This window comes from Cupriavidus alkaliphilus (genome assembly GCF_900094595.1).
GTDB classification, from domain to species: domain Bacteria; phylum Pseudomonadota; class Gammaproteobacteria; order Burkholderiales; family Burkholderiaceae; genus Cupriavidus; species Cupriavidus alkaliphilus.
Window position 1 is genome coordinate 356,604 of sequence record NZ_FMAD01000002.1, and the last position, 15,157, is coordinate 371,760.

The 15,157-nt window shown below is 68.1% G+C and carries 15 protein-coding genes; 7 read left to right on the top strand and 8 right to left on the bottom strand.

Going from position 1 to position 15,157, the window contains the following annotated elements; all coding sequences use genetic code 11:
- Positions 1 to 7: 7 nt before the first annotated feature.
- The 4 genes from GA0116996_RS05160 to GA0116996_RS05175 all read right to left on the bottom strand — a co-directional run bounded on the left by GA0116996_RS05160 (position 8) and on the right by GA0116996_RS05175 (position 2,519).
- Entirely contained in the window at positions 8 to 211 is a 204-nt protein-coding gene (locus tag GA0116996_RS05160) for a Trm112 family protein (RefSeq protein ID WP_012351886.1), read from the bottom strand.
- On the bottom strand, positions 192 to 1,295 hold the full coding sequence (gene lpxK, locus GA0116996_RS05165; protein ID WP_092307907.1) for a tetraacyldisaccharide 4'-kinase: 1,104 nt from the start codon (positions 1,293 to 1,295) through the stop codon (positions 192 to 194). Before lpxK ends, GA0116996_RS05160 begins: the two co-directional genes overlap by 20 nt.
- Before the next feature lie 153 nt (positions 1,296 to 1,448).
- Positions 1,449 to 1,874 (bottom strand): ExbD/TolR family protein, encoded by a 426-nt coding sequence (locus tag GA0116996_RS05170; RefSeq protein WP_092307908.1) that lies wholly within the window; start codon positions 1,872 to 1,874, stop codon positions 1,449 to 1,451.
- 24 nt (positions 1,875 to 1,898) lie between these two features.
- Positions 1,899 to 2,519, bottom strand: coding sequence for a MotA/TolQ/ExbB proton channel family protein (locus GA0116996_RS05175; protein ID WP_026164567.1), 621 nt, complete (start codon positions 2,517 to 2,519; stop codon positions 1,899 to 1,901).
- A gap of 1,083 nt (positions 2,520 to 3,602) precedes the next feature.
- Between GA0116996_RS05175 and xseA the strand changes: the two genes are divergently transcribed.
- From xseA to GA0116996_RS05200, 5 genes are all read left to right on the top strand, one after another.
- On the top strand, positions 3,603 to 4,988 hold the full coding sequence (gene xseA, locus GA0116996_RS05180) for an exodeoxyribonuclease VII large subunit (RefSeq protein ID WP_092307910.1): 1,386 nt from the start codon (positions 3,603 to 3,605) through the stop codon (positions 4,986 to 4,988).
- 200 nt (positions 4,989 to 5,188) lie between these two features.
- Entirely contained in the window at positions 5,189 to 5,770 is a 582-nt protein-coding gene (gene sodB, locus GA0116996_RS05185) for a superoxide dismutase [Fe] (protein WP_012351891.1), read from the top strand.
- 463 nt (positions 5,771 to 6,233) lie between these two features.
- Positions 6,234 to 7,328 carry a porin gene (locus tag GA0116996_RS05190; protein WP_092307911.1) on the top strand — a complete coding sequence of 365 codons (1,095 nt, stop codon included), beginning with the start codon at positions 6,234 to 6,236 and terminating at the stop codon, positions 7,326 to 7,328.
- Between the two features lie 53 nt (positions 7,329 to 7,381).
- On the top strand, positions 7,382 to 8,362 hold the full coding sequence (locus GA0116996_RS05195) for a tripartite tricarboxylate transporter substrate binding protein (protein WP_092307913.1): 981 nt from the start codon (positions 7,382 to 7,384) through the stop codon (positions 8,360 to 8,362).
- Between the two features lie 60 nt (positions 8,363 to 8,422).
- Positions 8,423 to 10,135: an amidohydrolase gene (locus GA0116996_RS05200; protein ID WP_092307915.1), complete on the top strand. Its 1,713-nt coding sequence runs from the start codon at positions 8,423 to 8,425 to the stop codon at positions 10,133 to 10,135.
- Between the two features lie 230 nt (positions 10,136 to 10,365).
- Here GA0116996_RS05200 and GA0116996_RS05205 read toward each other — a convergent pair whose 3' ends face one another.
- The gene (locus GA0116996_RS05205; RefSeq protein WP_092307917.1) at positions 10,366 to 11,310 is read right to left on the bottom strand and encodes a LysR family transcriptional regulator; all 945 of its coding nucleotides are present in this window, start codon (positions 11,308 to 11,310) and stop codon (positions 10,366 to 10,368) included.
- Positions 11,311 to 11,389: 79 nt separating this feature from the next.
- A complete protein-coding gene (locus tag GA0116996_RS05210) occupies positions 11,390 to 12,403 on the bottom strand; it encodes a LacI family DNA-binding transcriptional regulator (protein WP_092307919.1) in 1,014 nt (337 codons plus the stop codon).
- Between the two features lie 211 nt (positions 12,404 to 12,614).
- Here GA0116996_RS05210 and GA0116996_RS05215 point away from each other — a divergent pair, with 211 nt between their 5' ends.
- Positions 12,615 to 13,556, top strand: a complete 942-nt coding sequence (locus GA0116996_RS05215) for a zinc-binding dehydrogenase (protein ID WP_092307921.1) — start codon at positions 12,615 to 12,617, stop codon at positions 13,554 to 13,556.
- 13 nt (positions 13,557 to 13,569) lie between these two features.
- On the opposite strand, the gene GA0116996_RS05220 is transcribed toward GA0116996_RS05215, so the two are convergent.
- Positions 13,570 to 13,953 carry a hypothetical protein gene (locus tag GA0116996_RS05220; protein WP_092307923.1) on the bottom strand — a complete coding sequence of 128 codons (384 nt, stop codon included), beginning with the start codon at positions 13,951 to 13,953 and terminating at the stop codon, positions 13,570 to 13,572.
- A 258-nt stretch (positions 13,954 to 14,211) separates the two neighbouring features.
- On the opposite strand from GA0116996_RS05220, the gene GA0116996_RS05225 reads away from it, so the two are divergent.
- Positions 14,212 to 14,493, top strand: a complete 282-nt coding sequence (locus tag GA0116996_RS05225) for a hypothetical protein (protein ID WP_092307924.1) — start codon at positions 14,212 to 14,214, stop codon at positions 14,491 to 14,493.
- Positions 14,494 to 14,497: 4 nt separating this feature from the next.
- On the opposite strand, the gene GA0116996_RS05230 is transcribed toward GA0116996_RS05225, so the two are convergent.
- Positions 14,498 to 15,106: a UdgX family uracil-DNA binding protein gene (locus tag GA0116996_RS05230; RefSeq protein ID WP_092307926.1), complete on the bottom strand. Its 609-nt coding sequence runs from the start codon at positions 15,104 to 15,106 to the stop codon at positions 14,498 to 14,500.
- Positions 15,107 to 15,157: the final 51 nt, after the last annotated feature.

Consider the following 15,157-nt stretch of genomic DNA (forward strand, 5'->3'; position numbering starts at 1 on the left):
GCGCTGCTCAGTTGCCTGCAGGCGCGTCCGGCTCGATGACGCGGCCCGGCACCGACTGGCGGGCCTCGTCGGCCAGCATCACGGGGATGCCGTCGCGGATCGGGTAGGCCAGCTTGTCGGCGTGGCAGATCAGCTCCTGCGCGGCGCGGTCGTATTCCAGCTTGCCCTTGCATAGCGGGCAGACCAGGATTTCAAGCAGCCGGTTGTCCATCTCGGTGTTCCTCGTTGCGCCCGGCGGCGCCGCTCGCGGCGGCCGGCGCGGTCGGCGCGGGTTGGATTTGCGCCTGCACGGCGCGGCGGATTTTATCGATCAGGCCCGCATCGATCACGGGCCTGGTAGGCACGACCCAGATGCGCGGGTCGTCGAAGCGCTCGCATTTTACGGCATCCTTCTCGGTGATCAGGATCACGTCGGCATCGAGCGCATCGGGATGGTCGACGAACGGGTCGGCGACGAAGTCATAGTGATCGGGCAGCGGCAGCGTCCTGGGCGCCAGGCCGGCGCCGCGCAGGCTGGCAAAGAAGCGCTCGGGGTTGCCGATGCCGGCGGCGGCCAGCACGCGCCGTCCGGCAAAGGCGCTGAGCGGCCGCGCCATGGTGGGGTCGGCAAGCTGCCAGGCGTCATCGAGTTCCAGGCGCATGCCGTACACGCCGGGGCGGTCGGGCGTGGCGCGGAAGTTGGGGTCGTTGATCAGGGTGGCGTCGCGCGGGCGCGAGAGCGGCTCGCGCAGCGGACCCGCCGGCAGCATCAGGCCATTGCCGCCCATGCGCGCGTCGAACATCACGATCTCGAAATCGCGCTGCAGCTTGTAATGCTGCAGGCCGTCGTCGAGCAGCAGCACGTTGATGCCGGGGTGCGACACCAGCATGGCCTGCGCGCACAGCGCGCGGTCGGGGAAGACCCAGACCGGCACGTCGGTGGCGCGCGCGATCAGCAGCGGTTCGTCGCCGACGTCGCCGGCCTGCGAGGTCGGCTTGACCCGGCGCGGGTGCTTAAGCGCCACGCCGTAGCCGCGCGAGACCACGCCGGGCCGCAGCCCGGCCTCGGTCAGCGCATGCGCCAGCGCGATCACCGCGGGGGTCTTGCCGGTGCCGCCCACGGTGACGTTGCCGACCACCACTACCGGCATCGGCAGTCGCGTCGACTTGAACCAGCCGCGCTGGTAGCCATGGCGGCGCACCCGCGCGACCAGGCCGAACAGCAGCGAGAACGGCAGCATGACCCACGCGAACCAGCCGCGGCGTTGCCACTGGGCGGTCACGAAGTCGGCAAGGGCATGGCGGGGAACGGGCATGGACGCGGCGGGCGAGAGTCGATGGTCGGGATGCGATTGTAGTGCGCTCGCGGCTTCGCCCCTCGGGGCGGCACAACCATTATGGGCATTGCCGTGCGCATGGGGCAAGCCCGCCGGCCGCCGCCGATGCTGGCGCGCAGGCCCGTACGAGGGTCAGCGCGGCTGCGCGCTCTGCGTGGCGAAGGTCAGGCGCGACAGCCCGGCCAGTCGCGCGGCCTCCAACACATTGACCACGGCCTGGTGCGTCGCCTGTGCGTCGGCATTGACGATCACCACCGGCGGCTGGCCGCCGGCGCCCGCGACGGTGCGCAGCTGGTCGGCCAGGCTGGTGACGTCCTTGTGCTCCATCACCTGCTTGTTGACCGAGTAGACCCCGCGCGCCGACACCGACACCACGATTTCCTGCGGCTGCTGGCGCGCGCGCTCGGCGTCGGCGGTGGGCAGCTGGATCTGCAGCTCGGTAAAGCGCGAGTACGTGGTCGTGATCATCAGGAAGATCAGGATCACGAGCAGCACGTCGATCAGCGGGATCAGGTTGATCTCCGGCTCTTCGCGCCGCTGGCGGGAACGGAAGTGCATGGTGGTCCGGGGTGCGTGCGGCGCTCAGGCGCGGCGCTGCGGCAGGATGGCGTCGAGGAACGAGGTGGCGCGGAATTCCAGTTCGGCCACGTAGTCGTCGACGCGGCGGCGGAAGTAGCGCCAGAAGATCAGCGCCGGGATCGCCACGATCAGGCCGAAGGCGGTGTTGTACAGCGCCACCGAGATGCCGTGCGCCAGCTGCTCGGGGCTGGTGCCGGTGCCGCCCTGGCTGCCGAAGATCTCGATCATGCCGATCACCGTGCCCAGCAGCCCCATCAGCGGCGCCACCGAGGCGATCGTGCCGAGCGCGTTCAGGTAGCGCTCGAGCTCGTGCGCGACCACGCGGCCGGCTTCCTCGACCACGTCCTTGGCGGCATCGCGCGAGGTATGCGGCTGCAGCACCACGTGGCGCAGCCCCGCGGCCAGCACGCGCCCCAGCGGTGAATTCTGTTCCAGCGTGTTGACCACTTCCGGCGTGGCGCGGCGCTGCTGCGCGGCCGCCAGCGCCTCTTCATAGAGCTTGGCGGGCAGCACCTTGCTGCGCTTGAGGGACAGGAAGCGTTCGACGATCAGCGCCAGGGCGATGACCGAGGCGAGCAACAGCGGCCAGATCGGCCAGCCGGCCGCTTGAATGATGGAAAACAATTGGACCCCCGGGATCGACAACCGAATTACGAAACCCCAAACCACCAGCCGGCATGCCTTGAGGCGCGTGGGCATGATGCCTTGCTGCGCGCTCCGGCATTGCTCTGAAAAAACAGGCGCCACTCTAACCCGCTGCCTGGCGCGCGGCAAGGGACGACGCACGCCTGTCTCCGGCGCGCATCGTGTCCCTGCCGCGCTGGCTGCCGCTTTCCACAGCCGGCAGGGACAGTGTTGTGGATCGATTGTGGAAAGCTGCCGGACAAGCTGGCTAAGCCATTGATCGGAAAGGGTAAAGCCGATTCTGCTTAAATTTTGTGCAACGAGGCTGGGCAGCGGCTGCGACGCATCCGGCACGTGCAGAGGCGGCGGTTGCCACGGCGTCCGGGCATGTTTCGGTGCGCAGGCGCACATTTCGAAGCGACTTTCCACAAAGCAGCGGGACAGTACTGTGGAGGGCTTGTGGAAAGGTGACTGAGAGGTTTCATAAGTCATTGATTCCAAAGGCACTCCAATCCCTTGCCTAAAAAACAGGCAGACAGGCTTGTTCCCTGCCGGCCGGCGCTGTAGCGGGCTGGCGTAGTCAAAAGCGGGGTTTGTCCACAACGATCAGGGAGAGTACTGTGGATGGCTTGTGGACAAATCCGGGAGAAGATACTCAAGCTGTTGAATATCAAAGGGTTTTTTGGCGCTGCCGAGAAAATGTGCAAATGCAGCAGAAGCGTTCCGGGAAGGTGCCGGTTTCAGGCCCCCGTTGGCCGGGCGCAGGGCGAGGCGCTTGGCGCATCCGATAAGCGGACTAGGCGCCACGCCTACCCAGAAAATGTCCTATGCGCCGCATTTTATCCAGAGAAGCTGTGGATAACTTTGTGAACAAGCTCTTGGCCGGGCATGTAAGTGGTTGATGCAAAAGAGAAATGGTTATATTGCCTAATTTTTGTTGTGTTCATAAACCACATAAGAATCAAAGGCTTGCACGAATCCATGCGGCTTCCAGGGTGGCCGTCGTCCATCAGTGATACCCCCTTGACATTGCAGTTATGCTGTGGACATGTCTGATCCACGCCGCGTGCCCGCGGCTTCGCCATGTCTGACTTGCCGAATTTTTCGCGTGACCCTTCCACCACTACGCCGCGCAGCGGCCGCGAGGTAATCCCCGTCGGCGAACTCAACCACGCGATCGCACGCGTGCTCGAACGCAGTTTCCCGCTCGCCTGGGTACGGGGCGAAATCTCAAACTTCACGCGCGCCGCCAGCGGCCACTGGTATTTCTCGCTGAAGGACGCGCGTGCGCAGATCCGCTGCGTGATGTTCCGCGGGCGCAACCTGCATGTCGACTTCCAGCCGCGCGAGGGCGAGGCGGTCGAAGTGCGCGCCGTGGTCTCGATGTACGAAGCGCGCGGCGAGCTGCAACTGGGGGTCGAGGCCATGCGCCGCGCCGGCCTCGGCAACCTCTATGAAGCCTTCCTGCGGCTCAAGGAAAAGCTGTCGCAGGCCGGCCTGTTCGCGCCGGAGCGCAAGCGCCCGATCCCGGCGCAGCCGCGCACCATCGGCGTGATCACGTCATTGCAGGCGGCGGCATTGCGCGATGTGCTGAGCACGCTGCGGCGGCGTGCGCCGCATGTGCCGGTGGTGGTCTATCCGGTGCCGGTGCAGGGCACGGGCGCGGCGCAGAAGATCGCGGACATGCTCGACGCGGCGGCCGCACGCGCCGAATGCGACGTGCTGATCCTGTGCCGCGGCGGCGGCAGCATCGAAGACCTGTGGTCGTTCAATGAAGAGGTGGTGGCGCAGGCGATCGCGCGCTGCACGCTGCCGGTGGTATCCGGCGTCGGCCACGAGACCGATTTCACCATCGCCGATTTTGTCGCCGACGTGCGCGCGCCGACGCCCACCGGCGCGGCCGAGCTGGTCAGCCCCGATCGCGCGCACCTGCTGGCGCAGACGCTGCGCGCGCGCGATGCGCTCAGGCAATGCCTGCGCCGCGGGCTGGACCTGCGCGCGCAACACCTGGACTGGCTGGCGCGGCGCGTGCGCAGCCCGCAGGCACAGCTGCAGGAGCGCCGCGCGCAGGTCGACAATCTGGCGCGACATTTGCGGTCGGCATTGCGTGACACCGTGGTGTCGCAGCGCCATCGCCACCAGTTGCTGGCGATGCGCTGGCGCGCATGCCGCCCCGACGCCGCCGCGGCCCACGCCGACGTGGCGCGCCTCTGGCAGCGGCTGCAGGCGGCCGCGCTGCGCCAGCACGAGCGCGCGGGCCAGCGCCTGGCGCGCAGCGCCGGCGCGCTCGAGTTGCTGGCGCCGCAACGCACACTCGAACGCGGCTATGCGGTGCTGCTTGACCAGCGCGGACGCGCGCTGCGCGCTCCCGCCGAGATCCGCGCCGGCAGCGTGGTCGAAGCGCACCTGGCCGAAGGCGTGGCCGACCTGGCGATCGCCGGCGTGCAGGCCAAGCTGCCGGAATTCTGAGCCGCCGCGCGGCGCCGGGAACGCCTCCCATTCGCGTGCGGCACAGGTCCGAAAGGACGCGCCGAAATCTCCCGGAAAGCCGCGCGCGGACAAACTAACATCGGAGCAGGGGGCTTTGCGCCGCGGTTTGCGCGGGTCTTGCAAGTCCCCTACAATCGGCAATTCCGGACCCTACAACCCCAACCCACAGAGACAGAACAATGGAACACAAGCTCCCCCCGCTTCCGTACGCGCATGATGCCCTGGCTCCGCACATCTCCAAGGAGACCCTGGAGTTCCATCATGACAAGCACCACCAGACCTACGTCACCAACCTGAACAACCTCATCAAGGGCACCGAGTTCGAGAACGCGACCCTGGAAGAGATCGTCAAGAAGTCGTCGGGCGGCATCTTCAACAACGCCGCCCAGGTGTGGAACCACACCTTCTACTGGGACTCGCTGAAGCCCAACGGCGGCGGCCAGCCGACCGGCGCACTGGCCGATGCCATCAACGCCAAGTGGGGCTCGTTCGACAAGTTCAAGGAAGAGTTCACCAAGGTTGCCGTCGGCACCTTCGGTTCGGGCTGGGCCTGGCTGGTCAAGAAGGCCGACGGCTCGCTGGACCTGGTGTCCACCTCCAACGCCGCCACGCCGCTGACCACGGACGCCAAGCCGCTGCTGACCTGCGACGTGTGGGAACACGCCTACTACATCGACTACCGCAATGCCCGCCCGAAGTACGTCGAGGCATTCTGGAATGTCGTGAACTGGGACTTCGCCGGCAAGAACTTCGCTGGCTGATCCACGGATCGTCCGCACCGCAGAAATCAAAAAAGGGCCGCCAGGCCCTTTTTTGTTGCCCTCCGATTCCGCACTTCGCGCACGCTCCGCGCACTTCCCGCATTGCCTGTGTTCACGGCGTCCCATGGCTGGAACACAGCGACACACCAGCGCCGACTACCGGGTCCCGCGCCCGCGCCCTAAGCTGCGGATGTCCATGCCAGCAGGGTCCGCCATCACGATAACAAATCGATATGGTGACCAAAAGAAAATGCGAATGGACGCTGCGATACCCGATTTCTAGAATCCCCTCACGCTGCATCGCCGCGTACATCCGCCGCATGAGATAGCGCAATCAAGAATCCAGAAATTGCTGATGCCGTAGTCCGGGCAGGGGTTGCTGCTGCCCGCGATTTCGTGCACGGGGCGGGGCAGGCATCCCCGTATCGATTCGGACAGGCGCAAGACAGACACTGGAGACAACATGAAGAACCCCCTTGCGGGCGCCACCTTTGCGGCGCTCGCGGCCTGCTGCACCGTCGCTTCGGCGCAGAACCACGTCACGCTGTATGGCCGGCTGAATACGTCGATGGAATATTCGGATGCGTCGACGGCGACCGACGGCACCAGGCTGGACGGCACCGGCCGCCTCACCAACAACCGCTCGGTGTTCGGCATGCGCGGCGAGGAAGCGCTGTATGGCAGCCTCAAGGCGATCTGGCAGATCGAAAGCAATATCTCGCTGGACACGGGCAGCGGGCAACTGGCCAGCCGCAATACCCGCCTTGGACTGGCCGGCTCAGCCGGCAGCTTTTTCATGGGCAACTGGACCACGCCCTACCTGGAAGCCACGTCTTCCTACGACCCGTTCTATCCGACCACCGCGGGCTACATGGCGCTGATCGGCAATGGCTCGACGCCGACTTCCGACAACATCCAGGACACCAGCGCCTTCGATCGCCGCCAGAAGAACAGCCTGCACTACCGCAGCCCGAAGTGGAACGGCTTCAGCGGCGGCGTGACCTGGGGCGTCAATGAAGAGCGCGCCACGGTGCCGCGCAACCCCAGCCTGTGGTCGTTCGCCGGGGCCTATGACAACGGCCCGCTGAACGTGGTGCTGGCCTACGAGCGCCACAACAACTACCAGGCCGCGGGCCGCGACGACGAAGGCATGAAGATCGGCCTGTCGTACCAGTTCCCGACCACCAGGGTGTCCGCCATCTACGAGCGGCTGCACTACCGCACCGCCACCGGCGACCTCAAGCGCGATGCCTACTACGCCTCGGTGGTGCAGAAGCTGTGGACCGGCAGCCTGCGTGCGGGCGTCGGCTTTGCCGGCAATGGCCGCGGCAGCGCCACCGAGACCGTCGGCTTCTTCCGCAGCGGTCCGGATACGGGCGCGGTGCAGGCCACGCTTGGCTACGAATACCCCCTGTCGAAGCGCACCTCGGTGTTCGGCTTCTACAGCCGCATCTTCAACAAGAAAAACGCGACCTACGACTTTGCCATCAACGAGCTGGGCATTTCCGCCGGCGCCGATCCGCAGACCTTTGCACTGGGCATGCGCCACGTGTTCTGAACGCGCTGCGCCCCAGGCCATTAGCAAGATCCCCAGGATCCAGGAGACCCCACATGAAATTCCGCCACATGCTGCACGCGGCGCTGGCCGCCGCACTGTGCCTGTCGCTGCTGCCGGGCGCGGCGCACGCCGACGCCTATCCCGACAAGCCGATCCGCATGGTGGTGCCGTTTGCCGCCGGCAGCGCCACCGACCTGCTCGCGCGCATCGTCAGCGCCGAGATGAGCGCCTCGTCGAACATGCAGATCGTCGTCGACAACCGGCCCGGCGCCGGCGGCACCATCGGCACCGCGGTGGTGGCCAAGGCGCCCGCTGACGGCTACACGCTGCTGCTGACGTCCGCCGGCCATGCCGTCAATCCCACGCTCTATCCGAAGCTGCCGTACGACACCACGCGCGACCTGAAGGGCATCTCGACCGTGGCGACCATGCCCTACCTGCTGGTGGTCAGCGCCTCCAGCCCGTACCGCACGCTCAAGGACCTGCTGGCCGCCGCGCGCGCCAGGCCGGATTCGGTCACCTACAGCTCGGCGGGCAGCGGCAGCTCGTCGCACCTGAGCGGCGAGCTGTTCGACGTGACCGCGGGCGTGCAGACCCGGCATATCCCGTACAAGGGCGCGCCGGCCGCGATCACCGACGTGATCAGCGGACGCGTCGACATGTTCTTCGCCCCGTCGATCACCGCGCTGCAGTTCGTCAAGGACGGCAAGCTGCGCATCCTCGGCGTAGCCACGGCGGCGCGGGTGCCGTCGCTGCCGGACGTGCCCACCATCGCCGAGGCGGGGGTGCCGGGCTATGTGTTCGATGCCTGGTTCGGCGTGCTGGCGCCGGCGGGCACGCCCAAGGAGATCGTGGCGCGCCTGAACACGGCGATGCAGCAGGCGCTGGGCGCGCCGGCGACGCGCGACAAGCTGATGGCGCAAGGCGCCGAGGCCAAGCCATCGACCCCGGCCGCGTTCGACAGGCTGATCGCCGCCGACATCGCCAAGCTCGAGCCCATCGTCAAGCGCTCGGGCGCGCAGCCTGGCCAGTAACACGGGGGCGCTGGCGCCCGCTCTCCGGGCGCCGCTTCCACTCACACACGGAATACCGTTATGCGATGCATTGCACGGGCCCTGGCGCATGCCATGGCGGTTGGTTGCCTGATGGCGGCCTGGGGAACACCGGCGCAGGCCGCCGCCGCGCATGCGGACCGGATCCTGGTCAACGGCACGGTGCTCACCATGGACGCCGCCGACACGGTGGCGCAGGCCATTGCCATCCGCGGCGAGCGCATCGTCGCAGTAGGCGCCAACCCGCAGATCCGCCGCCTGGCCGGTCCGGCTACCGAGGTGATCGACCTGCGCGGGCGCACCGTGATTCCCGGGCTGATCGACACCCATATCCACGCCATCCGCGGCGGCCAGAGCTATGCCTTCGAGACCTACTGGTACGAAGGCGAAACCACCAGCCTGGCCGCCGGGCTGGCGCAGCTGCGGCAGACCGCGCAGGCGCGCGGCCCGGGCAAGTGGGTGGCCGTGACCGGTTCGTGGCACCCCGACCAGTTCACCGAGAAACGCGCACCGACGCCGGCTGAGCTGACGGCGCTGCTGCCCGACAATCCGGCCTACGTGCAGTACCTGTACGACTACGCGCTGGTCAACGCCAAGGCGATCGAGGTGCTCGGGCTCGACCAGCCCGACGCGCTGCCGCCCGGCATCCGCATGGAGCGCGACAGCGAAGGCCGTCTCACCGGCCGGATCTTCGGCGCGATCCGGCCGCTGTCGGCACTGTTCGGGCGCATCCTGGCGCAGAGCCAGGTCGATGCCAAGGCCAGCCTGCAGGCCTTCTTCGGCCGGTTGAACCGCCTCGGTGTCACCGCGCTGATCGACCCGACCGCCGGTCCGGGCGCTGCGTACGATCCGCTGTTCGCACTGTGGCGCGAAGACCGGCTGTCGGTGCGGGTCGGCTATCGCATCCCCACCCTGGTCGCGGGCAACGAGGCCGAGTGGTTCCGCAATACGCTGGCCTACCTGCCGCCGCGCATGGGCGACGGCAGGCTGCGTTTCCTCGGGCCGGGCGAGATGCTGGTGCATGGCATGGACGACGGCGTCACCATGGGCCCCGGCTTCCGCCCCGCGGCGAAGGATCGCGAGGAGCTGCTCAAGGTTGCCACCTTTGCCGCCAGCCGCGGCTATCCGGTGGAGATCCACGCTTATACCGACGATGCCGCCAACGCGATCCTCGATGTCTTCGAGGAAGTGGCAAGACACCATGACCTGGGCAAGCTGCGCTGGGCCATGGCCCACCTGAACACCGGCAAGCCCGAGACCTTCCGGCGCATGAAGTCGCTAGGGTTGGCCTACACGGTGCAGATGGGGCCGTACTTCGAGGCCGGCGCCATCGGCCATGCCAATGGCCATCATGTGGCCGAAGCCGCGCCGCCGGTGCGGCTGGCCCTGCAGCAAGGGCTGAAGGTGGCAGGGGGGACGGATGCCACGCGCATCGGTATCCCGGGCGTCTGGCGTGCGCTGGAGTTCCATGTCGGCGGCTATTCGATTGGCAGGGAGGTTCGGCGTAATGCAGATTTCCGGCTTTCGCGGCTGGAGGCGTTGCGGCTTTACACCGCCAATGCGGCGTGGATTTCGTTCGACGAGGGGTCGCGTGGCACGCTGGAGGCTGGGAAGTTGGCTGACCTGGCGGTGCTGGACAAGCCTTACCTGACCGTGCCGGTGGAGGATATTCACCGTATCCGGTCGGTCTTGACGATGGTCGATGGGAAGGTGGTGCATTTGGATGGGGGTTTTGCTGCGCGCACGGTGCGGTAGGTGTTTGTCGTGGGGATGGGGTGGGTGTTGCGTTGATCGGCAAACACAGTGCGGGATTGGTGACATGCTGTCGGCTGTTGAACCAGGCGGTTCAAAAGCCGACTGCATGTCACCAACAGCGCCCACCCCCAAAAACCAAAAGCAGCCCACCAGCTACGCTGTCGAAACAGCCACGCCCGCCAGGGACGGCGACCAATCGCATGCCATGCAAGCCAAATCAGCCACGCCCACTAAGACCCATCCCCCATCTCCCCCAACAACCTGCTATGAGGCCATTTCCCCTCCACCGTTAACGCCGTAGCAACCCCCCTCAACGTCTCCATCACAGCAAGCGAAGCCCGCGACGGCGGCCGCGCGGCCGCATAGCCGATCATCCGTTGCAACTCCAACCCACGAATCGCCACGGCCTGCAGACGCTGCGCCTCCAGTTCCTCGCGTATCGCCGCGGCAAAATGCACCGTCCAGCCGAACCCGCGCGCCACCAGACGCCTGGCCACCTCGATCGATTCAACTTCCATCGTGACCTGCAGTTCGAGCCCCTGGCGCGCTGCCAGCGCCTCCAGCGCCAGCCGCACGCCTGACTTGGGCACGCCGGTCAGGATCATCGGCAGGCCCCGCAGCTGTTCGATGTCCACCGGCCCGTCCCCCAGCGCCGCATCGCCCCACGGGCCGATCGCGCACAGGCTCTCCGCCACCAGCGGCACCACCGAGACCCCGGGGCTCGACACCGGCCCGCTCAGCAGCGCGACGTCGAGCGTGCCTTGCAGCAGCGCATCCTGCAGCGCGGGAGCAAAGTTCTCCACCAGGCGCAGCCGGATCTCCGGATACTGGCCGCGCAACGCCTCGGCCAGCGGGATGAACAGCAGCGGCGCCAAAGCGGGCGTCAGCCCCAGCGCCACCAGCCCGCGCGGCGAGGCAGCGAGGTCGGCGATGTCCACCTTGACCTGGTCGGCATAGCGCAGCAGGAACGACGCGCGGTCCAGCAGCACCAGTCCCTCGGGCGTCGGCGTGGCGCCGCGCACGTGGCGCTCCAGCAGCCGTACGCCCAGTTCTTCCTCGAGCAGCCGGATCTGGCGGCTGAGCGCGGGCTGCGCGATATGCAGCGCGGCCGAGGCGCGGCCGAAGTGCTGCAGCGTGGCCAGCGCCTTGAAGTAGCGAAGTTGTCGAAGGTCCATGGCCGATGTTTCCGTGGTCCGCGTGCAATCGATTGCACATAATTCTCAAGAAAAAAGCGGGCGCTTTGAGCCGCCCGCTTTACACAGGTTGTGTCGATGCCCGCACCACCAGCTCTGGCGCCAGCAGGGTCCGCGCCGTGGTGGCGATGCTGCCGTCCAGCGCGCCCAGCATCAAGGCGGCGGCGCGCGTCCCCATCTCGTAGAACGGCACGCGGATGGTGGTCAGCGCCGGGGCCACTGCATGCATCAGCAGCATGTCGTTGTGCCCCACCACCGACAGGTCGGACGGGCAGCTGCCGCCGGCGGCGCGCACGGCCGCATAGCAGCCCAGCGCCAGGAAATCATTCGCTGCCACCACCGCGGTGACGCGCCGGCACTGCGCCAGCAGTTGCGCGCACGCGGCCTGGCCCGCGGCTTCCGTATAGGCCGGCGCCCGCACCACCGGACAGTGCGACACGGGCAGGCCAAGGTCGGCCGCTGCCTGCAGGAAGCCCGCTTCGCGTTCATGGCCGGTCGACAGGCTGGACGGGCCGGCGACATGCCCGATGCGCCGGTGGCCCAGCGCGTGCAGGTGGCCGACGGCAAGCGCCATCGCCTGGCGGTGGTCGCCGACGATGCTGGATACACGCCCGGCATCGTCGCTGCGGTTCACCATCACCAACGGCACGCCCTGCGCCAGGCAATGGTCCACCACCGGGTCGTTGCGCTCGGCGGTGGCCAGGATCAGGCCGTCGACCTGCCGCGCCAGCAGCTGGTCGACGATAAAGGTCTGGCGCGCCTTGTCGCCGCCGGCGTTGGCGACGATCGGGATATAGCGGTGCCGGGACAAGGCGTTTTCAATGCCGAGCACGATCGGCGGAAACACCGGGCTGCCGATGTCCGGCACCACCACGCCGATGGTGCCGGAGCGCCGCGTGCGCAGCGCCGCGGCAATGCGGTTGGGCGAGTAGTGCAGGTCCTGCGCCGCCTTCAGCACGCGCGCGACCAGTTCGTCGCCGATGCGGTGGCGGGTCTGCGGGTTGAGCACGCGCGACACGGTCGACGGATGCACGTCGAGCGCTTCGGCAATCTGCTTGATGGTGGGCTTGCTCATCGCTATGTGCTACGTGGGGCAGGCGCCGCGCCATACCGCCTGGTTATGGGGATACCGACAAAAAGTGGATTGGACGCTGGCCACGGGCGCTTCCTAGAATCGGCCCGGATGCGCGCAGCCTCGCGCTCGTCGTGCAATCGATTGCATTGTAATCTGCCCGGCGCGGTCATGCCAAGCCGTGGCCGGCCGGGCCCAGCAAAAGGAGAGGGAGATGAAAGCAGCGGTTTCGCTGGCCGGCCAGGCGCCGGTGTACCAGGAATTCGACGAGCCGGCCGCAGGGCCGGGCAAGGTGGTGGTCGAGGTCGCGGCGGCGGCGCTGACGCGGCTGGACATGGCGATTGCCGAAGGGCGCCACTACCTCAAGCCGGGCGCGGGCCGCTTCGTGGTGGGGCGCGAGGGCGTTGGGCGCCTCGCCGATGGGCGGCGCGTCTACTTCAACGTCAATGCGCCGCACGCACCGTACGGTTCGATGGCGCAGCGCGCGCTGGTGGACCCGGCACTCACCTTCGCGGTGCCTGACGGCATCGACGACGCGCGCGCGGCCGCGTTGGGCAACGCCGGCCTGGCGGCATGGCTGCCATTGTCGTGGCGCGCACGCATGCAGCCGGGAGAGACCGTGCTGGTGCTGGGGGCGACCGGCGTTTCAGGGCTGCTGGCCGTGGCCGCGGCAAAGCTGCTGGGCGCCGGCCGCGTCATCGCCGCCGGGCGCGACGTGCACGCGCTGCAGCGTGCGCGCCGCCTGGGCGCCGACGCCGTGGTGCCGCTCGACCAGCCCGGCGACCTGCTCGACGCCTATCGCAGTGCGGCCGACGGCAGCGTCGATATCGTGCTGGACTACCTGTGCGGCGCGCCCGCCGAGGCCGCGCTGCTGGCGCTCGGCCACGGCGGCCGGCTGGTCCATATCGGCACCACGGTCGCGCCGACCATCACCTTTGCCGGCGCCGCCGCGCGCCAGGCGTGCTTCGACATCATGGGCTTCGCCTACTACCACGCGCCCATCGCGGCGCAGGCACAGGCCTACGCCGAACTGTGCCGGCATACCGCCGCCGGGCGCATGGAGATCGATATCGTTGCCGAGCCGCTGGAAGCGGTCGGGCGCGTGTGGGCGGCGCAGGCCCGGGGAGCGCGCCAGCGCTTCGTGCTCGTGCCCTGAAGGCGCGTCCGGATCAGCGCCCCTTGGCGTCCGGCACGCGGGTCTGGTCGATCGAGGCGCCGCCGCTGCCCGTGCGCGGCTTGCCGTGCAGGCCGTCGCGGTCGGCCTTGCCGGCGCTTTCCGAGGCCGGCTTGGGCTTGTCGCGGCCGGGCAGGCCGCCCGCGGTGTGCGGCTCCTTGGGGACGTCGCCGAGATCCTTGGCGAGGCCGCCCGGGTTGGTCGGGGTGGCGCCCGGCGTACTGCCGGGCGTGGTGCTGGCGCCGGGGGGCGGAATCGTCTGGCTGCCCTTGGGGCCTTTGTCGGTGCGCACGCCGGTATCGGCCGGCTGCGCGAGCGCCGCGCCTGCAAACGCGGATAGCAGCACGAGCGCTGCGGCATGGGGGATGGTGGATCGCATCGGGATTCTCCTGGTAAAGGTAGACAAGCGCAGGCTGGTGGTACGGGAAAAGCATTTGCCGGGCCAACCTGCGCGCTGGCGCGCACGGCGCGGCGGCTGACCGGCGCAAAGCACTTTCTACAAGCGCCGGCGGTTGTTACAAGCATGCGTGGCCGGGAAGCAGCCGGATGCCGGCGTAGCGTGGGGGAAGGGGTGGGAACGGAAGTTGCGCGCTTGCGGTGTTGGCCGGCACTTGTCGCCGGCATTACCGGAGGCGTTATGAAGCACAGCAAGCACGACACCTCGAACAACCCTTCGCTCGACAAGCGCCAGGGGCTGGATGACCGTGAGCTGAAGGAAAACGCTGCGGACAACCAGCGCGCCCGCGAACGCGCCCGCGCGGAGTGGGAGAATGCCGCGTCACACCGCAAGCAGGAGCCGAAACGTCCCGCGAGCGGGCAGTCCGGCAAGGGCGAAATGCCGCCCGGCGTCGGTTCGCGTGACCTGCACGATCCCGGCAGCCGCGATCCCGACGCACCGCCGACCGTGAACCGGTCCTGACCGGTCAGGCATGCGCGCCGCGCGCCAGCCGCGCGGCGGCGCGCAGGCTGCGCACGATGCGGTCGAAGGCCGCGGCACGCGCTTCGTCGCTGCGCTGGCGCAGGGCAAAGGAGGGGTGGTAGGTGGCGATGACCAGCCGCCCCTCATGCTCCACCGGTGTCTCCATCATGCCCGCGAGCGTGACGCTCTTGCGGCCCAGCACCGCGCGCGCCGCGGTGGCGCCGAGCGCTACCACCACCGTCGGGTGCACTTTCTCCAGCTCCCGCTCCAGCCACACGTTGCAGGCCTCGATCTCCTGCTGCGCCGGCGATTTGTGCAGCCGGCGCTTGCCGCGCCACTCGAACTTGAAATGCTTGACCGCGTTGGTCATGAAGAGCTTGTCGCGGTCCAGGCCCGCGGCCTGCAGCGCTTCATCCAGCAAGTGCCCGGCCGGCCCGACAAAGGGCGAGCCTTGCAGGTCTTCCTGCGAACCGGGCTGCTCGCCCACCAGCATGATGCGCGCGTGGGCCGCGCCGGCGCCGGGCACGCCCTGGGTGGCGTTGCGCCACAACGGGCAGCGCCGGCATTCGTTCAGTTCGCCGCGGCTGACAGGCGGCTTGTTGCGCTCGGGCATGGCGGATGGCGGTGGTGCAGCGCGCACCGGCGCTGCAGCCGAGCCGCTGCA